Raw genomic sequence first — 19,413 nt, 5'->3', positions numbered from 1 at the left:
GCGGGATGTTGGGCTGCTCCATGTAGCCGAAGGTCAGCGTCACCCGCATGAACAGCTCGTTGACGGTCTCCATCTTCACCCGCTCGCTGTCGGGCACGACCGGCTGCGGCGCCGTCACAACCGAAAGGATGACGTTCTGCTCATGCAGCACCTTGTAGTGCTTGAGGCTGTGCATCAGTGCCGTCGGCGCGCTCAGCGGATCGCTGGTCAGGAACACCGCGGTGCCCGACACCAGATGCGGCTTCTTCTTCAGCAGATTGCCGGCGAGGAAATCGAGCGGGATCTCGTTCCGGCGGGTCTTGTCGAACAAATAGCGGCTACCGCGGATCCATGTCCACATAGTCATCACGATAACTGCGGCGATGGCAAGCGATGCCCAGCCACCTTCAAACACCTTGACTATGTTGGCGGCAAAGAAGCCGGTATCGACGAAGGCGAACACGGCCATCAAGGCGATCGCGACGCCAAGCGGCCATTTCCAGATGCGCGTCATCACAACAAAAAGCAGCACATTCGTCACCAGCATGTTGCCGGTCACCGAAATACCGTAGGCCGAGGCCAGGCGGCTGGATTCGCCGAAGCCGACCACCAGCAACATCACGACCAGCGCCAGCATCAGGTTGATGCGCGGCAGATAGATCTGGCCCGACTGTTTTTCCGACGTGTGCTGGATGACGAAACGCGGCAGCATGTTGAGCTGCACCGCCTGCCTGGTCAGCGAGAAAGCGCCGGAGATCACCGCCTGGCTGGCGATGACGGTCGCCGCCGTCGCCAGCACGACCATCGGAATAAGCGTCCAGCCCTGGTTCATCTCAAAGAAGGGATGGCCGACAACGCCGCCATTTGCCAGCACGAAGGCGCCTTGCCCGACATAGTTGAGCAATAGACAAGGGAACACGATTGCCAGCCAGGCGAGCACGATCGGCTTGCGGCCGAAATGGCCGAGATCGGCATAGAGCGCCTCGGCGCCGGTGACGGCGAGGAAGACCGCACCAACCGTGACGAAGGCCACGTCGGGCGAGTTGACCAGGAACGACACGATGTAATGCGGGCTGATCGCCAGCAGGATTTCCGGATCGGCGATGATGTGGTTAATGCCGGAAAGGCCGATGGCCAGGAACCATAGCGCCGTGACTGGCCCGAACACCAATCCTACGCCGCCGGTGCCGAACCGCTGTACCGCAAACAGGATCGCCAGGATGGCCAGTGTCAGCGGCACCACATAGGGCTGAAATGTCGGCGTGACGACATTCATACCTTCGACCGCTGATAGCACCGAGATCGCCGGCGTAATGACCGCGTCGCCGAAAAAAAGCGCCGCGCCGACGATGCCGATGCCGAGGATCACCGCCGAGCGCGTCGGAAAACTGTTGCGCGCCAGCGCCATCAGCGACAGCACCCCGCCTTCGCCTCGATTGTCGGCACGGAGCACGAACATGATGTATTTGATGGTGACGGTGATCGTCAGCGACCAGATGATCAGCGAGAGTACGCCCAGGATGTCGCCACGGTTGGCGACATTGCCACCGGCTGATGCATGCAACGCCTCTCGGAATGCATAGATCGGGCTGGTGCCGATATCGCCGTAAACCACGCCGAGCGCGCCCAGCATCAGCACCTTGGTGCTGTGCTGCTCGACCTCAGAATGGCTGGATTGTTCGACAGGTTCTGCCTCGTTACCAGCATTGGTAAGGGCCATGGACGACACTCCGATAAGCGCGCGGTGCTCTACGCTTGCTGCGCTGCAATATCAAGTGCCGTCACGTAATGGCTCCGTCCCGATATTGCGAGTCCTCCACGACTTGGCAGACTCAGTCCCATCGGCAGACTACCTGGAATGTCGCAACGGACACGTTTCAAATAGCCACCTGCGTCCCGATCTCGACGACGCGTCCGGTCGGGATCTGGAAATATTCCGTTGCATCGGCCGCCGAGCGCGCCAGCCCGATGAACAGCTTGTCCTGCCAGACCGGCATGCCGGAATTGGGCGAGGCCTTGAGCGAGCGCCGCGACAGGAAGAAGGAGGTCGTCATGATGTCGAACTTCCAGCCCTGCTTGCGGCAGATCGCCAGCGCACGCGGGATGTTGGGCTGCTCCATGTAGCCGAAGGTCAGCGTCACCCGCATGAACAGCTCGTTGACGGTCTCCATCTTCACCCGCTCGCTGTCGGGCACGACCGGTTGCGGCGCCGTCACCACCGAAAGGATGACGTTCTGCTCGTGCAGCACCTTGTAGTGCTTGAGGCTGTGCATCAGTGCCGTCGGCGCGCTCAGCGGATCGCTGGTCAGGAACACCGCGGTGCCCGACACCAGATGCGGCTTCTTCTTCAGCAGATTGCCGGCGAGGAAATCGAGCGGGATCTCGTTCCGGCGGGTCTTGTCGAACAAATAGCGGGTGCCGCGGATCCATGTGGACATGATCAGCCCCATGCCGCAGGCAACCGTGATCGACACCCACCCGCCTTCGAGGATCTTGACGACGTTTGCGAGGAAAAATCCGGTATCGATCGTGCCGAACAGCAGTGTGAGCGCGGCCGCCAGTGCAAGCTGCCATTTCCACCGGAACCGCATCACCACGAACAGCAGGATGGTCGTCATAAGCATTTCGCCAGTCACCGAAATGCCATAGGCGGAAGCTAGCGAACTCGAACTGCCAAAGCCGACCACCAGCAACATCACGCCCAGCGCGACCACCAGATTGACCCGCGGCATGTAGATCTGGCCGGACTGCATCTCGGAAGTATGCTGCACCTCGATACGTGGCAGCAGATTGAGCTGCACCGCCTGACGCGTCAGTGAGAAAGCGCCGGAGATCACCGCCTGACTGGCAATCACCGTCGCTGCCGTGGCCAGCCCAACCATGGGCATTAGCGCCCAATCCGGCAGCATCTGGAAGAATGGATTGGTGGGTTTGCCGCCGTTGGCAAGAACGAACGCGCCTTGTCCGAAATAGTTGAGGAGCAAACAAGGAAACACGACAGCAAACCATGCCAGCACGATCGGCCTGCGCCCGAAATGGCCGAGATCGACATAGAGGGCTTCGGCCCCGGTGACCGCCAGGAACACCGCCCCGACCGTGACGAAAGCGCCGGTGGGCGTATTGGCTAGATAAGCGACCGCGTAATAGGGATTGACCGCCAGCAGGACCGACGGATCGTCAAGCAGATGGTAGACCCCGGCGGCGCCGATTGCCAGGAACCACGCTGCCGTCACCGGCCCGAACACGGCCGCCACCCTGCCGGTGCCGAACCGTTGCACGGCAAAGAGCATTGCCAGGATGACAAGAGTGATCGGAACGACAAAGGTTTCGAGCGTCGGAGCCATCACTTCCAGGCCCTCGACAGCCGAAAGCACGGAGATGGCGGGCGTTATTATCGCGTCGCCGAAAAAAAGCGCCGCGCCGCAAAGTCCGATCCCCAGAATGAACGGGGCTCCCTTTGGATAAGCACTACGCGCAAGCGACATCAGCGACAGCGTGCCGCCCTCGCCCTTGTTGTCGGCTCTGAGGACGAAAGCGACGTATTTTATCGTGACGATGATCGTCAGCGCCCAGACGATAAGCGACAGCACACCGAGGACGTCGTTGCGCGCTACTGGTCCCGACGACGCGTGCAGTGCTTCCCGAAATGCGTAAATTGGGCTGGTGCCGATATCGCCGTAAACCACGCCCAACGCGCCCAGCATCAGCACCTTGGTGCTGTGCTGCTCGACGGTGGAGTGGCTGGATTGCTCGATGGGTTCTGCCTCGCTACCAGCGTTGGCAAGGGCCATGGCCGACACTCCCATAGACGTTCGGTGCTCTATGCTGCGGGGATGGAAAGGGCGCGCTGCCGTGCCGGGAACGCAGGGCTATCGGCTCGCCTCTCTCTACCAGCCACAAGCCTTCAGAAACCGCCTGACCGTTCCAGCCATGCCATACCCCAACGCATCGGCTGTCAACCCATGCCCGATCGACACTTCGGCCAATGCCGGGATGCGCCTGGCCAGTGCCGGCAAATTGCTCACCACAAGGTCGTGCCCGGCATTGACATGGAGCCCTGCGGCCAGCGCGGCATCCGCCGTCTTTCCCAATTTCTCCAATTCCTTCGCCGCTTTTGCCGAATCGGAATGATAGCTGCCGTATGGACCCGTATAGAGTTCGATCCGGTCGGCGCCGGTGTCGCGAGCAGCTTTCACGCCATCGGGGTCAGGATCGGAAAACAGCGACACGCGAAAGCCTCCCTTCTTCAGGCGCTTGACAACCGGTGTCAGGAACGCAGCCTCGGCGGCGAAGTTCCAGCCATGATCGGAAGTCGCTTGCGCCGGGTCGTCGGGCACCAGCGTCACCTGCTCGGGCTGATGCTTTTCCACAAGCGCCAGGAACTCCGCGGTCGGATAGCCCTCGATGTTGAATTCCGCATTCGGGAACTCGTCGTCGATCAGCGCCCTGATCTGCGGCAGATCGGAATGCCTGGTGTGCCGCTCGTCGGGTCGCGGGTGCACCGTCAGCCCATGCGCGCCGGCGGCAAGGGCAATGCGTCCAAGCCCGGTCACGCTTGGCCACGGCAGGTCCCGCCGGTTGCGCAGCATGGCGATGGCGTTGAGGTTGACGGAAAGCTTTGCAGGCATTTGCACGGTTCCAGGCTGATCTCGGCGCGCATCTATACCGCCTTTAAGGGGAACAGACAGAGGGTTTCAGGTGTTCCAAGGTGAACTAAGAAAATCGAGCGCAAGGAGTTGCCTGTTGAATTTTCTCGATGCCGTGCCCGCGATCCGCCGCATCGATACCGATCGCGAAGACCTCCTCGCCATCGATGTCGTCGGCCATGTCGCAGCGGCCGGCGCCGAAAACCTGTTTGGATTGCTGGAAGCGGCCTACGCGCTGCACTCGAAAATCGACGTGCTGGTGCGCCTGATCGATCATGAGGGTGTCGACTGGACCGACGTATCGGACGAGACGATCGAACAGGGCATAGCTCATGCAGTGGAGCATATCGGCCGCTGCGCCGCGGTCGGTGAGCCGAACTGGATAGCCGAGGCAAGAGCCTTTCTGCCTGCCTCTGTGCCTATCGAACTCCGGCATTTCGAGGCCAAGGACGAGGCCGCCGCTTGGGAATGGCTTGGCGCCAACCCGATCGCCCAGCGCTGATGCGGCCTATCGGACGATCGTCAGCCGTTCGGCCGCGCGCGTGATGGCGGTGTAGAGCCAACGCTGCCGGGTTTCCTTGAACGCCCAGCTTTCGTCGAAAAGCACGATCTCGTTCCACTGCGACCCCTGCGCCTTGTGCACGGTCAGCGCGTAGCCATAGTCGAAATCGTCGAAACGCTTCTTCTGCTGCCAGGGAATGTCGGCGTCCGGATCTTCGAACGCCGCCTTGAGCAGCTTGATCTTGGCGACGCCGCGATCCGGGTCGTCTTCCTCCGGCGAAACCAGCAGATTGATGCCGGGCTTGACCGTCTCGCGCGACGAGGTCATCACCTTCCACAGCGAGCCGTTGAGCAGTCCCTTGGCCGGATCGTTGCGAAGGCAGACCAGCTTGTCGCCGGCTTGCGGATAATCGGCGTTGAACCCCTTCAGCTCGCGCAGCCGCTGGTTATAGCGGCGGCGCGTGCGGTTGGTACCGACCAGCACCTGGTCCGCCTTCAGCACCAGTTCCTGGGTGACGTCTTCCTTGCCGATCACTTGCGCCGCGCCATAGTCGCCGCGCATGAACTCGCGGCCCTCGCGCACGTCGAGCGCCAGCCTGATGATCGGGTTGTCGCGCGCCTGGCGGTGGATTTCGGTGAGCAGAATGTCCGGCTCGTGGTCGGTGAAGAAGCCGCCGCCGGAGATCGGCGGCAACTGGCCGGGATCGCCAAGCACCAGGATCGGCGTGCCGAAGCTCATCAGGTCACGGCCAAGCTGCTCGTCGACCATCGAGCATTCGTCGATGACGACGAGCTTGGCCCGCGAGATCGGGCTTTGCCGGTTAAGCGAAAAGGTCGGCGACATCGAGGTTTTGCCGGTCACCTCGTCCGCTACCGATTCCTCGCCTTTCGGCCGGTAGATCAGCGAATGGATGGTACGGGCATTGACCGCGCCCTTGGAACGCAGCACCTGCGCCGCCTTTCCGGTAAACGCGGCGAACTGCACCTGGCCGTCGACATGCTCGGCGAAATAGCGCGCCAGCGTCGTCTTGCCGGTGCCGGCATAGCCGAACAGCCGGAACAGCTGCGGCTTGCCGGCTTTCAGCCAGCCGGCCACTGCCTTCAGCGCCTCGTCCTGTTGAGGAGAGAATTCCATCAGCGCGACAGACCGGATTCGCGAGGGAAAGACAAGGCGAGTGCCATCACCATCAAATTTCACCGCCGGCAACTGCGCCGCTGCGACAGGATTATCAGTGACGAACAGGAACGTAAAGAGAACAAACCAGGCGACCGCAGCTTACCGAACCCGCCGTGGATCGTTCTCCAGCAGGATCGGCTTGCCATGCGGCGTTGCGTGCGCGGCGCGTTCCCAGGCAGCGGCAATGGTGTCCACGTCTTTCTTGCCGGCAATGCCTTTGGCCGACAGCAGCTTTTCCAGCGCCGCCAGCCAGTGCTCGTAGTAATCGCGACCGTCGCGCGCGGCGCCCGGCCGCTTCACCTCTGCCGACAAAGCATCCGCCCATTCGCTCCACGAAAACAACCCGTTATCGTGCAGTGCTACCGTCATGGCAAAGGCCTCTGCTTGCCACGGCTCGGCAAACACAGGCGCCTCGACACCGGCTGGCGACATAGCGGCGATTGAGCTCGTCTCACGCCGACTCAAGGTAGTTCTCCCACGCATCGATCGAAACGACAAGTGTCGGGTCGGCGCCCTCGCCCCAGATTTCGCTGCCGGTGAAGGCCACCGTATAGACCCATTGCGGGTTTTCACCCTGGCCGTGCGCGTTTGTGTCGGGAAAAACAAAGCCGCCGCGCACAGCCTCGACGACACCTTGCTTGCCGCGTGCATAGCGCGGGAGCCTGGTGTGGCCCGTCGGATGGAAATTCTTCGTACGCACAGTGTCGCCCGCCTTGAACCGCGCCGGCGTAGCGACCGGCCGGTCGCAAGGCCCGCCCTTGGCCAGCACCGCCGGAACATCTTTAGCCTTCAGCACCCGTTTGGGTGTCGCTGCAGGGTCGACTGCGTCGCCCGTGGCCAGGTCGCGGTCGCCGACGAAACCATGGCGTTTGAGCAGCACCTCCAGCGCCTTGATCCATATCTGGTAGTAGCTGGAGGCATAATAATCCGCTGGATGCAGCGATTCCCGCGCGTGCCGGCTCTCGTCGATGTTCCAAGCGCCCATGGCGCCGGCGCACAACGTCACGCCCAGCGCCCGCCTTTCCCAATCGGTATGGAAATAGGGTTCGTCCGGTTCTGGCGCGACCGGCCCGAAACCCATCTGGCCGCCGAGATCCTGCGGCCCGTTCATGCCGGCTCCCGCGCCAACGCGGTGCCGATCATGGCATTGCGCGTCACAAGATCGGCGAGCCGTGCCTCATCCCAGCCCTCGGTGCCCCTTGGCTGCATAGGCACCACCAGATAGCGAAGCTCGGCGGTCGAATCCCACACCCGGATTGTTGTCGTCGCCGGCAAGATCAGCCCGAATTCCTCGAGCACGCCGCGCGGATCGATCACTGCGCGCGAACGGTAGGGCGGCGCCTTGTACCAGACCGGCGGCAGGCCGAGCACCGACCACGGATAGCAGGAGCATAGCGTGCAGACGACGAGGTTGTGCGTGTCGGCCGTGTTGAAGACCGCCTGCATGTGCTCGCCTTGCCGGCCGGTGTAGCCGAGCGATTCGATTGCTGCCGTCGCGTCACACTTCAGCCATGCGGCAAACGCGGGATCAACCCAGGCTTTCGCCACCACCTTTGCGCCGTTGCGCGGCCCGATCTTGGTCTCGTAGGTGTCGACAATGACATCGATCGCCGCCGGATCGATCAGGCCTTTGCGGGTGAGAATCGTCTCCAGCGCGCGCACGCGCGCCGCAAAAGGATCAAGCTCGTTGTCATGGTGGTGATTATGCGGCATGGCGTCAAATTACGATCGCGGACCCCCGGCCGCAAGCACCACGGCTTGGGCCAGCGCTATTCGGCTGCCGCCTTTTGCGGCACTGGTTCTTCCTCCTCGTCGAACAGTGACGGCTGGTCGACCGCTTCGACCGGCCTCGGCTCGCCCCGGCGCCGCGCCCACAGCCTGACCAGCCAGCCGGAAAAATGCTCCATGTAGACGTAGATGACGGGCGTGACGAACAGCGTCAGTGCCTGCGAGGCGACGAGACCGCCGACCACCGCCACGCCGAGAGGCTGGCGCAGTTCCGCACTGGCGCCGGTGCCGAGCGCGATCGGGATGGTACCCATCAGCGCGGCAAGCGTGGTCATCATGATCGGTCGGAAGCGCATCAGGCAGGCCTTGTGGATGGATTCGACAGGCGACAACCCCTCGCGCCTAAGCTCGAGCGCCACGTCGATCATCATGATGCCGTTCTTCTTGACGATGCCGATCAGCATCAGGATGCCGATCACCGCGATCACCGACAGGTCCATCCCCGCCAGCCGCAGTGCCACCAGCGCGCCAAGCACCGCCGACGGAAGCCCGGTCAGGATGGTAAGCGGATGGATGAAGCTCTCATAGAGCATGCCGAGAACGATATAGATGGTGAGGATCGCGCCACCGATCAGCAGTCCCTGGTTGGAAAGCGAATCCTGGAAGGTCTTCGCCGTGCCCGAGAAAGTGGTCGAGATCGTCGGCGGCATGCCGATCTTTTCCTTCAGCGCATTGATGTGGCTCACGCTGTCGCCGAGGGCTACGCCCTGCGGCAGATTGTAGGAGATGGTCACAGCCGGAAGCTGGCCGAGCTGGTTGACGGTCAGCGCACCGGCGGTCCGATCGACGCGGGCGAACGCGCCGAGCGGCACCAGGCTGCCGCTCGCCGTTCTCACCTTGATGGCCAGCATCCGCTCGGGCGACCACTCGATCTTCGGGTCGAGTTCCATGATCACGTCATAGCTGTCGGCCGAGCCGAAGATGGTCGACACCTGCTGGGTGCCGAAACCGCCATAAAGGCTGGAACGCAGCGTGTCGGTATCGACGCCGAGCGTCGCCGCCTTGTCGCGGTCGATCACCAGCGTCGCCTGCAGTGCGTTGTTCTGCAGGTCATTGGTGACGTCGGTGAAGGCAGCATGATCGGCAGCCATCGCGTCCGTCAGCTTCTGCGCCCAGACGTTCGTCAGGCGGGTATCGAGGCCCTGCACGGCAAGCTGGTAGGCACTCGCCGAAGAACGCGCGCCGAGCCGCAGGTTCTGCACCGGCTGCATGTAGGTTTCGATGCCGGGCACGTTGGCAAGTTGGCGCCGCAGATCCGAAAGCACCTTGTCGATGTTCGGTCGCTGGTCCTTGTCTTTCAGCTGCACAAACAGCTGGCCCTGGTTGAGCGCATTGCTTCCACTGCCCGCCGACCAGCCGACATGCGCGACGTAGGGCGAATGGGTGAAGACATCCGCCACTTGCCCCTGCAGCTTCACCATGGCGTCAAACGAAATATCCTGGCGCGCAATGGTCGTTACTGAGACCTGGCCGATATCCTCCTGCGGGAAAAAGCCCTTCGGCGAGATCTGGATCAGCCACACCGACAGCCCGGCGGTCACGAGGAAGACAAGGAAGACAAGGAAATTGTGGCGCAGGCAGAATGTCAGCAGCCTGTCATAGCCCCGTATGAAGACGTTTTGTCTGTGGTCCCCGCCATGCGCTGCTTTCTGCTCGGCTTTCGATAATGACAGCAGCCGCGAGCACAGCATCGGCGTCAGCGTCAGCGAGACGAACATCGACGCCAGGATGGCGACCGTCACCACCACCGCGAATTCGTTGAAGATGCGCCCGATCACGCCGCCCATCAAAAGCACTGGAATGAACACGGCGACCAGCGAGATCGAGATCGAGATGATGGTGAAGCCGATCTCGCGCGCGCCCTTGAGCGACGCCTCGAGGGCCGAGAGCCCGTCCTCCTCCATATGGCGGAAAATATTTTCCAGCATGACGATGGCATCGTCGACGACAAGGCCGACCGCCAGCGTCAGCCCCATCAATGAGACGTTGTCGATGGAAAAGCCGAACAGGTACATCACGCCCAGCGTGGCGATGAGCGAGATCGGCACCGCCACGGCGGGGATCACCGTCGCCGTCACCCGGCGCAGGAACAGGAAGATCACCATCACTACCAGCGCGATGGTGAGCAGCAGCGTGAACTGCACGTCGTCCACCGCCTCGCGGATCGACGTCGAGCGGTCGTTGAGCAACTGGATGCTCGCCGCCGCCGGCATCTGACCCTCGAAGGAAGGCAGCATCGCCTTGACGCGGTCGACGACGTCGACGGTATTGGCATCCGGCTGACGCTGCACCGCCATGATGATGGCGCGGGTGCCGTCGTACCAGCTTGCCGTCGTTGTGGTCTCGACCGAATCGATGACGCGGGTCACCTCGCCGAGCCGCACCGGATGTCCGTTCTTGGTTGCGATGATGATGTTGGAGAATCCCGCCGCGTTGGTCAGCTGCGTGTTCGCGGTGATCGTCAGTTGCTGTTTGTTGTTCTTGAGCACGCCGAGCGGCGTGTTGCTGTTGGCCGAGGCAATGGCCGTCTGCAGCTGGTCGATCGAGATGCCGCGCGCGGCGAGCGCCGTCGGATCGATCTGGACGCGTACGGCATATTTTTGCTGGCCGTAGATCGAAACCTGCGCAACGCCATCGATTGTCGACAGCGATGGCGAAATCACATTCTCGGCAAAGGCATCGAGATCGGTCAGCGGAATGGTGTCGCTGACCAGCGACATCAGCAGGATCGGCGCGTCGGCTGGATTGACCTTGCGATAGCTCGGCGGGCTGGTCATCTCCGGCGGCAATTGTCGTTGCGTGCGTGCGATCGCCGCCTGCACGTCGGCGGCGGCGTCGTCTATGTCGCGGTTGAGCACGAACTGAATGGCGATCGAGGTCGAACCGAGCGAGTTGGTCGTCGAAATCGAATCGATGCCGGCGATGGTGGCAAACTGCTTGATCAGCGGCGTTGCCACCGAGGTCGCCATGGTTTCCGGCGAGGCCCCGGGCAGCGAGGCCGAGACGTTGACCACCGGAAATTCCGCGCTTGGCAGTGCCGCCACCGGCAGGAATTTGTAAGCAAATAGCCCGCCCAGAACCAGAGCGAACGACATGAGCAGCGTTGCGACGGGCCTGCGGATGCAGAATTCGGAAATCATGGCTGTGTTCCGCCCGTCCGGTCAGCCTCGGCGACCTTCGGAGCCGCCTGGTCGCCGGTGCCGGTCGAAGCCTTGCCTTCGCGCACCGCCGCACCGTTCTTCAGCTTGGTCTGGCCTTCGACGACGACACGCTCGCCGCTTTTCAATCCTTGGCTGATCGCGGTGTTGGCGCCTTCTGTCAGCGTGACCTGCACCGGCCGCATTTCAACGGTGTTGTCCGGCTTGATCACATAGACGAACGGTCCCTTCTGGCTGGGCTGGACGGCGACCGTCGGAACCGACGTCATTTGCGGCATGATGCCGGCATCGAGCACGACATTGACATATTGGCCCGGCCACAGCGAAAGATCGGCGTTGGGCACGCTGGCCCGCGTTGCGATCGTGCCGGACGCGGTATCGACGGAGGAATCGACGAAATCCAGCGTTCCCCTGCCGATCGGCTTCGGGTCGCCATCCTTGGTCAGCGTCACCGCGCCTTGCTGCGGCGCGGCCAGCGCTTTGTGCAGTAACGCAAGATCGCTTTCGGGGAGATTGAAATTCACCTGCAACGGGTCGACCTGCGTGATCGTCACCAGCGGGGTCGACGTGCTGCTGCCGTTGCTGGTGGTGACGAGATCACCGACGGCGACGCTGACCGCGCCAAGCCTGCCGGAGATCGGCGCCCTGATCGTGGCGAAGCCAAGCTGGATTTGGTCCGCATCGATCGTTGCCTTGTCGGCGTCGACGGTGGCCGCTGCGGATTTCTGCGCCGCGACAGCCTGATCGTAGGTCTGCTGTGTGCCGGCCTGCCTGGCGACAAGATTTTTGGCCCGCTGAAGATCGGCCGTGGCGCTGGCAAGCAGCGCCTGATCTTTTGCGAGCGTCGCCTGATCACGTGCCAATTGCGCCTTCAACGAGCGATCGTCCAGCGAGAACAGAAGGTCGCCTGCCTTCACCATCTGTCCGTCCTTGACCGCGATTGCGACGATCTGGCTCGAGACCCGTGCGTTGATGCTGACTACGGCAGGAGAGGACACGAAGCCGATGGCATAGCGCCGGACCGGAAAATCGGCCGTCGAGGCGGTGGCGGCAACCACCGAAGTCGAATGCGCGGCACTTGCCGCTGCAGCGGGTTTGTCCGCCGCCGCCGTCTGCTTCGCCGACAGCAGATGCTGAAGATCGCTCATTGCGCTGGGCGAAAGATAGAGCCACGCCGCGGCAACGCAGGCTGCAGCGATCACCGCAAATACGATCGTTCCGCGCATCGACAAAAGGCCTCTCGATCCGACACGCCGCTATCCGGTGGCCGTAGTCTAGCTCAACTCGCAGCCGATTGCCGCGCTTTTGCCAGATAATAGAGGATGCCGAAGGCGAAAAAGGGCCAAAACCCGTCATTACGAAGATTTAATGTGCAGTGCACAATAAAACGGCAGCTAACGCAGCATCGGCCACAGCGTCGCCGCCAGCATCATGCCCATGGCGATGTTGAACCATTTGAGCCGCACCGCATCTGCCAGAAAACCGCGCAGCGCCATGCCGAAACCGGCCCAGGTCGAAATGCTCGGCAGCATGACGACGGCGAACGCAGCCGCGATCAGCACCACGGACACAAACGGGCGTTCCGGGTTCGTATAGACGGCCATGGCCGTAATCGCCATCACCCAGGCCTTGGGATTGACCCACTGGAAAGCCGCAGCCTCGATGAAGCGCATCGGCTGGCCCTTCGCCTCGCCTTCGCCGCCGAGCGAGCGCGACATGGCGATCTTCCAGGCGAGATAAAGCAGGCAAAGGCCGCCGGCGATCTTCAACCCGGTATGCAGCACCGGAAAGGCCGTCAACACGGCGCCAAGCCCGAAGCCTACGGCAAGCAACAGCACGAGGAAGCCGAAGCCGATGCCGAGCATGTGTGGCACGGTCTTGACCAAGCCGAAATTCACACCCGAGGCCAGAAGCATGAATTGTTCGGACCCGGCGTGACCGAGGTCACGAAGGCATAAACCAGCAAGGCGAAAAATGCATCGAAGGTCATGCCGTTTCCCTAAATCAATGCGATCGGTGGCAAAGCGACGAGATAGAGCCAAGCTGGATGACTACATCCCTTGCGGGCCGCGGTTCATCGCCGCCACCCCGGTACGGCAGATCTCGACTAAGCCGAGCGGTTTCATGATGGCGATGAACTGATCGAGCTTGGAGCCCTTGCCGGTGATCTCGAAGATGAAATGCTCGGTGTTGGCATCGATGACGCTGGCGCGGAATGCATCGGCAAGCCGGAGCGCCTCGACGCGGGCTTCGCCGGTGCCGGCGACCTTGACCAGCGCGAGCTCCCGCTCCAGTGGCCGCTCCTGTCCAAATTCCTGCGACCGCACGGTGAGATCGACGACGCGGTGCACCGGCACGATGCGCTCGAGCTGGTGCTTGATCTGCTCCAGCACATGCGGGGTGCCGCGCGTCACGATGGTGATGCGCGACAGATGCTTTTCGTGCTCGGTTTCCGAGACCGTCAGGCTCTCGATGTTGTAGCCACGCCCGGAAAACAGGCCGATGACCCGGGCAAGCACGCCCGGCTCATTGTCGACCAGGACCGAAAGCGTGTGGTTCTCTGGTTTTTCCGTCTCCTTGGCGATGAAATAGGCCGAGCCGGTCGGTTGCAACTGTGCGTTCATGACATGAATCTCGATTTAAAACTTTTGCGCTAATCTGCTGTTTCCGCACAGCTTCCTCGAACCAGGCTACACCAGTTCCCTGCCCTTGGCGTCGATCGCGTTGGCCACAGCTTCGTCGGTCGCCTCGTCAGGCAACAGCATCTCGTTATGCGCCTTGCCGGACGGGATCATCGGGAAGCAGTTGGCGAGCGTCGCCACGCGGCAGTCGAACAGGACGGGCTTCTTGACCGCTATCATCTCCTTGATGGCGTCGTCGAGCTCGTCCGGCTTGTCGCAGCGAATGCCGTGGCCGCCATAGGCTTCGGCGAGCTTGACGAAATCCGGCATCGCCTCGGTGTAGGAGTGCGACAGCCGGTTGCCGTGCAGCAGCTGCTGCCATTGCCGCACCATGCCCATATATTGGTTGTTGAGGATGAAGATCTTGATCGGCGCCTCGTGCTGCACCGCGGCGCTCATCTCCTGCATCGTCATCTGCACCGAAGCGTCGCCGGCGATATCGATGACCAGCGCATCCGGGTGCGCGATCTGCACGCCGAGCGCGGCCGGCAGGCCGTAGCCCATCGTGCCCAGTCCGCCAGAGGTCATCCAGCGGTTCGGCTTCTCGAAATGATAGTGCTGCGCCGCCCACATCTGATGCTGGCCGACCTCGGTGGTGATGTAGGTGTCGAGGTCCTTGGTCAGCGCATAGAGCCGCTGGACGGCATATTGCGGCATGATCACCTCGTGGTTCATCTTGTAGGCGAGCGAATCGCGGGCGCGCCATTTGGCAATCTGCTCCCACCACGGGTGAAGCGCTTTCTTGTCGGCCTTGGCGGTTGCCCGCCACAGCCGCACCAGATCCTCCAGCACACGCCCGACATCGCCGATGATCGGCACGTCGGTGTGGACGTTCTTGTTGATCGACGACGGGTCGATGTCGATGTGGATCTTCTTCGAATTCGGCGAAAACGCCGTCAGCCGCCCGGTGATGCGGTCGTCGAAGCGCGCGCCGATGCAGAGCATGACGTCGCAATCGTGCATCGCCATGTTCGCCTCATACGTGCCGTGCATGCCGAGCATGCCCATCCAGGTCTTGCCCGACGCCGGATAGGCGCCGAGGCCCATCAGCGTCGAGGTGATGGGAAAGCCGGTCAGGTCGACCAGCTCGCGCAGCAGATGGCTCGCCTCCGGGCCGGAATTGATGACGCCGCCGCCCGAATAGATGATCGGCTTCCTGGCGCCGGCCATCAGCTCGACCGCCGCCTTGATCTTTTCCAGGTCGCCCTGGACCTTCGGCTGGTAGCTGGTGCGCGGCGCCGTCTGCGGCGGGACATAGATACCCTTGGCGAACTGAACGTCCTTCGGAATGTCGACGACGACCGGACCGGGGCGCCCTGTCGTTGCCACATGGAAGGCCTCGTGGATCGTTGCCGCGAGCTCGTTGACGTCCTTCACCAGCCAGTTGTGCTTGGTGCAGGGTCGCGTGATGCCGACCGTGTCGCACTCCTGGAACGCATCCGAGCCGATCAGCGAAGTCGGCACCTGGCCTGTCAGGCAGACCAGCGGGATCGAGTCCATCAGCGCGTCCTGCAATGGCGTCACCGCGTTGGTGGCGCCCGGCCCTGAGGTCACCAGCATCACGCCGGCCTTGCCGGTCGAGCGCGCATAGCCTTCCGCCGCATGGCCCGCGCCCTGCTCGTGGCGGACGAGGATGTGCTCGACCTCGTCCTGCTGGAAGATTTCATCGTAGATTGGCAGAACCGCGCCGCCCGGATAGCCGAAAACATGCTTGACGCCATTGTCCTTCAGCGCCTGCACCACCATTTCGGCGCCAGTCATTTCAGTTCTTGGCATTTCAGTTCTTGGCATGTCGCGCCGCTCATTCTGTCCACTGCTCATCGGTCTGGTCCCGTACTGTTCGCCATCAGGCGATTGCTCGTCGTTTAGTCGTGTTTCGGGCAATAAAAAAGGCCCCCGAGGGAGCCTGTGTCTTGCGCATGGGAGGTCATCGCCCGGCGGTTACACCGCCTCGCCCACGCGCTTACCTACGAGAATGAGTGCCTTTTTCATGGTGGCGGACAATAGAATTGGTTTGACGCCGCTGTCAACGGCGAATGTGCACGGGCCGGATCAGGCTGAACCAATGCGTTTCCAGTAGATGAGGGTGGCTGTGAGCCCGCCATGCGGCTTCAGCGCATAATCCGGTATTTCGCCGGCCAGCGTGAAGCCGAGCTTTTCATAGAGGCCGGAAGCCCCCTCCTCTTTTGCCGTGTCGAGGACCAACAGCGTGCGGCCTTTCTCCACGGCAACGACTTCCGCCGCCTCCATAAGGCGGGTTGCTATGCCCTTGCCGCGGCAATCGAGGCGGGTCATCAGCTTGGCGATCTCGGCCCGGTGCGGCTGGTTGGGAGGGCAGTCGAGCAGCAAGGTGACTGTACCGACCAGAGCCTCGCCGTTCCAAGCCCCAAGCACCGCCCTTTCGCCTTTGGCGGCCGCCTGAAGCGACTTGCTCCAGAAGGCCGCGGCCATCTCCGGCGCTAGCGGATGCATGAAGCTGACCGAGCCGCCGGCAGCGACTGTCCCGATCAGCAGATCCGCCAGCATTTTTTGCGTTCCGTCAGTATTGCTGAGTGGCCTGATTTCGATCGAACTCATGTGGTTTCTCCTTCGCCGCCCGTCAGTCGAAATGACTGGTCCGCTTCCGCTTCCTGGCCCGGCGGATTTCCGCGATGCGATCGGCGTCTTCCTCTTGCAGATGTCGCCCGCGTTCCAGCAGTTCGAGCGTGTATTCCTCATAGGTCAGGCCCAGCCGCTCGGCCTTGTCCAGCCGCATCAGCATGATCTCGCGGCTCGGCGCTTTCCATGCCTGGGCATGGGCGGTCCGCCAGGCAAGAAAGACATAGGGATCGCCCTTGCCCCAGGGCGGACCGTCATAGTCGTCGAGCGGCGGCCCACCATTGTCGGAGCGTTTCGGACGGCGTGCCTTCACCTCAGCGCCTGGCCAACGCAACCAGATAGTCGGCGGCGTCCGGCCCCGGAGCGTGGAAGACGCAATCTGATGGCGCGCCGAGCGCCAGGCAGTCGCCGGTTTCGAGCTTGTGAACGATGCCGCCCTCGGTGAATTCGAGGCGCCCGGAGATCAGCCATATCTGTTGCCTGATGAAGGCATAGGACGCCGCCGGGAAACTTACCTTGGCGCCGGCCGGCAACTGGACCCGGATCAGTTCGAGCGGCATGTCGGAGACCGGCGAAAGATGCCGCCGCACATAACCCGTAGCCGGATCGCGCCACAGCGGCTGGTCACCTTCGCGAAGCAGGCCACCGCCCTGCAATTCCGCCCTTGCGATCAATGTGGACAGCGTCATGCCGAAGGCGGCCGCAATGCGCACGAGGAGTGCCGCCGTCGGGCTGGTCATGCCGCGCTCGATCGTGCTCAGCATGGCTTTCGAGACATCGGACCGCTCCGCCAATTCAGCCAGGGACCAGCTGCGAGCCACCCTTTCGGTGTGTATCCTTCTGCCGATAGTCGAGGATAAATCGTTCGCTATATCATCCATTAATCCAATATATCGAAATTTTTCTGCGAGGCAACAACCGTTTCGTCCAGTTTTCGCAAACTCCTTAATGTCCGCTAAACCATCCGGCCTCATCCCACCTTAACCCCGTTCGCCTAGGCTCATCGCTTGGGAAAAGGGGACCGGCCTGTCCATGCTCGTTGAACGCGAAGCCTCCATTGGGGAACCGACTTTGTTGGAGCGCCGCAGGGCGGAGCAGAACGACAAGCGCATTCTGGGCAATGTCGTGCAATGCGACGGCGCGCGCGCCACCATCAGCGCCTATGCCGACGACATCGAAGGCACGGTCACCGGCCTGTGGAGCGTCGGCAAGATGATCTCGATCAATCTCGGCACATCACGAACCGTCGGCCTTGTCTATGAAATCGGCAAGTCGGATCGTGCCTGGAGCAGCGAGGGCCAGAATCCGATCGAGGTCAGCATCGAATTGATCGGCGAGGTGCGCGACGGTGCCGAACCCGGCGCGAAGCCGATCTTCGACCGTGGCATCACAACCTACCCGCATATCGGCGCCATTGCCCATCGTATCCGCAGCCGCGACCTGCAGGCCGTCTACGATCTCGCCGGTCGTCATTCGATCACCATCGGCACGCTGTCGCAGGACGAGGCCATCGACGCCAATATCGCCATCGATGATACGCTGGCGCGCCATTTCGCCATTGTCGGCACCACTGGAGTTGGCAAATCGACCGCCGTGTCGCTGCTCTTGCGCAAGTCGATCGCCGCCCGGCCCGATCTGCGCGTGCTCATCCTCGATCCACACAATGAGTTCGCCGCATCGTTGCCCGAACATTGCGTCAGGGTCGATTCGACGACGCTCGACCTGCCCTTCTGGATGTTCAAGCTCGAGGAATTTGCCGAGGTGCTGTTTCGCGGCCGCGAGACGGTCCCGGAAGAGGTCGACGCCTTGCGCGATCTCATCCCCGCGGCCAAGAACCTCTACCGCAATCCGAACTCCGGCAACTACCTACGGCGCAGCACCGACGCGCTGACCGCCGACGCGCCGGTGCCCTATCGCATTGCCGACCTCATCAAGCTGGTCGACGAGCGCATGGGATTGCTGGAAAGCAAGAACGATCGCCCGACCCTCAGGTCACTGAAGGCACGTATCGAATCGGCGGCATCCGATCCGCGCTACCGTTTCATGTTCAACTCGCGCCTGATCGAGGACACCATCCACGAGACGATCGGCAACATTTTCCGCGTGCCGCATCACGGCCGCCCGGTAACCTGCTTCGAAATGGCCGGCATGCCGTCCGAGGTGGTCAATTCCGTTTGCTCGGTGCTGGCGCGGCTGGCCTTCGACCTGGCATTGTGGAGCGAAGGCCGCTTGCGGCTGCTCTTCCTGTGCGAGGAAGCGCATCGCTACATGCCGGCCGATCCGCGCCTCGGTTTCGCGCCGACGCGGCACGCGCTGTCGCGCATCGCCAAGGAAGGCCGCAAATATGGCTGTTATCTGGGCGTCGTCACCCAGCGCCCGGGCGAACTCGAACCGACCATCCTGTCGCAGTGCTCGACGTTCTTTGCCATGCGGCTCGCCAACGAGCAGGACCAGGCGATCATCCGCTCGGCGATCGCCGATTCCTCGGCCTCGACGCTGGCGTTCCTGTCTTCCATGGGCCAGCGCGAGGCCATCGCCTTCGGAGAAGGCGTGGCGACGACGATGCGGATGAAGTTCGAAAAACTCTCCGAGGATTTGATCCCAGGCACCGCCAAACGCGAGAATGCCTTGCCGTCCGAAACCGGCGACGAGGTCGACCTAGTGGCGATCGTCGAACGGCTGCGCAACATGCCGAAATCACAGCAGGCAATGCCTTTCGCGGAAGTCGTCGATCCGGGCCGGCAGGCCGGCGATTCGGACTATCGCAAGCCGTCGGCCGCACGCACCCAGCGGAACGACGATTTCGACTTGCGATACGGCCTCAAGCCGGCGACCTTCGGGCTGCGTCCGCCAGAATGATCGAGCCGAGCGACTTTTAGGCAGCG

The 19,413-nt window shown here is 62.4% G+C and carries 16 protein-coding genes and 1 pseudogene; 2 read left to right on the top strand and 15 right to left on the bottom strand.

Going from position 1 to position 19,413, the window contains the following annotated elements:
* From NKJ84_RS05530 to NKJ84_RS05520, 3 genes are all read right to left on the bottom strand, one after another.
* Positions 1 to 1,699: potassium transporter Kup (locus NKJ84_RS05530; RefSeq protein ID WP_352505659.1), on the bottom strand; the 1,699-nt coding region annotated here is incomplete at its 3' end.
* Positions 1,700 to 1,856: 157 nt separating this feature from the next.
* Positions 1,857 to 3,770, bottom strand: a complete 1,914-nt coding sequence (locus NKJ84_RS05525; protein ID WP_352505658.1) for a potassium transporter Kup — start codon at positions 3,768 to 3,770, stop codon at positions 1,857 to 1,859.
* A 96-nt stretch (positions 3,771 to 3,866) separates the two neighbouring features.
* Positions 3,867 to 4,607, bottom strand: coding sequence for a pyridoxine 5'-phosphate synthase (locus tag NKJ84_RS05520; RefSeq protein WP_352505657.1), 741 nt, complete (start codon positions 4,605 to 4,607; stop codon positions 3,867 to 3,869).
* Positions 4,608 to 4,722: 115 nt separating this feature from the next.
* Here NKJ84_RS05520 and NKJ84_RS05515 point away from each other — a divergent pair, with 115 nt between their 5' ends.
* Entirely contained in the window at positions 4,723 to 5,127 is a 405-nt protein-coding gene (locus tag NKJ84_RS05515) for a SpoIIAA family protein (RefSeq protein ID WP_352505656.1), read from the top strand.
* A gap of 6 nt (positions 5,128 to 5,133) precedes the next feature.
* On the opposite strand, the gene NKJ84_RS05510 is transcribed toward NKJ84_RS05515, so the two are convergent.
* The 12 genes and pseudogenes from NKJ84_RS05510 to NKJ84_RS05455 form a co-directional block, all read right to left on the bottom strand.
* Entirely contained in the window at positions 5,134 to 6,261 is a 1,128-nt protein-coding gene (locus tag NKJ84_RS05510; protein ID WP_023720791.1) for an ATP-dependent DNA helicase, read from the bottom strand.
* Between the two features lie 141 nt (positions 6,262 to 6,402).
* On the bottom strand, positions 6,403 to 6,735 hold the full coding sequence (locus NKJ84_RS05505) for a nitrile hydratase accessory protein (RefSeq protein ID WP_352505674.1): 333 nt from the start codon (positions 6,733 to 6,735) through the stop codon (positions 6,403 to 6,405).
* A gap of 19 nt (positions 6,736 to 6,754) precedes the next feature.
* Entirely contained in the window at positions 6,755 to 7,414 is a 660-nt protein-coding gene (gene nthB / locus NKJ84_RS05500) for a nitrile hydratase subunit beta (protein ID WP_352505655.1), read from the bottom strand.
* Complete coding sequence (nthA, locus tag NKJ84_RS05495) at positions 7,411 to 8,016, bottom strand: nitrile hydratase subunit alpha (RefSeq protein WP_352505654.1); 606 nt, start codon at positions 8,014 to 8,016, stop codon at positions 7,411 to 7,413. The genes nthB and nthA overlap by 4 nt, the downstream gene beginning before the upstream one ends.
* Positions 8,017 to 8,072: 56 nt before the next feature.
* Positions 8,073 to 11,231: an efflux RND transporter permease subunit gene (locus tag NKJ84_RS05490; RefSeq protein ID WP_352505653.1), complete on the bottom strand. Its 3,159-nt coding sequence runs from the start codon at positions 11,229 to 11,231 to the stop codon at positions 8,073 to 8,075.
* Entirely contained in the window at positions 11,228 to 12,475 is a 1,248-nt protein-coding gene (locus NKJ84_RS05485; RefSeq protein WP_352505652.1) for an efflux RND transporter periplasmic adaptor subunit, read from the bottom strand. The genes NKJ84_RS05490 and NKJ84_RS05485 overlap by 4 nt, the downstream gene beginning before the upstream one ends.
* 168 nt (positions 12,476 to 12,643) lie before the next feature.
* Positions 12,644 to 13,239: pseudogene (locus NKJ84_RS05480) on the bottom strand (LysE family translocator).
* 61 nt (positions 13,240 to 13,300) lie between these two features.
* Positions 13,301 to 13,873: an acetolactate synthase small subunit gene (ilvN, locus tag NKJ84_RS05475; RefSeq protein WP_023676680.1), complete on the bottom strand. Its 573-nt coding sequence runs from the start codon at positions 13,871 to 13,873 to the stop codon at positions 13,301 to 13,303.
* Positions 13,874 to 13,939: 66 nt separating this feature from the next.
* A complete protein-coding gene (locus tag NKJ84_RS05470) occupies positions 13,940 to 15,691 on the bottom strand; it encodes an acetolactate synthase 3 large subunit (RefSeq protein ID WP_352505651.1) in 1,752 nt (583 codons plus the stop codon).
* A 291-nt stretch (positions 15,692 to 15,982) separates the two neighbouring features.
* On the bottom strand, positions 15,983 to 16,507 hold the full coding sequence (locus NKJ84_RS05465) for a GNAT family N-acetyltransferase (protein ID WP_352505650.1): 525 nt from the start codon (positions 16,505 to 16,507) through the stop codon (positions 15,983 to 15,985).
* 22 nt (positions 16,508 to 16,529) lie between these two features.
* Positions 16,530 to 16,841, bottom strand: coding sequence for a hypothetical protein (locus tag NKJ84_RS05460; protein ID WP_254818924.1), 312 nt, complete (start codon positions 16,839 to 16,841; stop codon positions 16,530 to 16,532).
* Between the two features lies 1 nt (position 16,842).
* Entirely contained in the window at positions 16,843 to 17,409 is a 567-nt protein-coding gene (locus NKJ84_RS05455; RefSeq protein WP_352505649.1) for a helix-turn-helix domain-containing protein, read from the bottom strand.
* A gap of 151 nt (positions 17,410 to 17,560) precedes the next feature.
* Between NKJ84_RS05455 and NKJ84_RS05450 the strand changes: the two genes are divergently transcribed.
* Positions 17,561 to 19,387, top strand: a complete 1,827-nt coding sequence (locus NKJ84_RS05450; protein ID WP_352505648.1) for an ATP-binding protein — start codon at positions 17,561 to 17,563, stop codon at positions 19,385 to 19,387.
* Positions 19,388 to 19,413 lie beyond the last annotated feature (26 nt).

This window comes from Mesorhizobium sp. M0048 (genome assembly GCF_040323405.1).
Taxonomy (GTDB): domain Bacteria; phylum Pseudomonadota; class Alphaproteobacteria; order Rhizobiales; family Rhizobiaceae; genus Mesorhizobium.
Note: the sequence above shows the minus strand (reverse complement) of the source record. Positions and strands in the feature narration are given on the sequence as shown.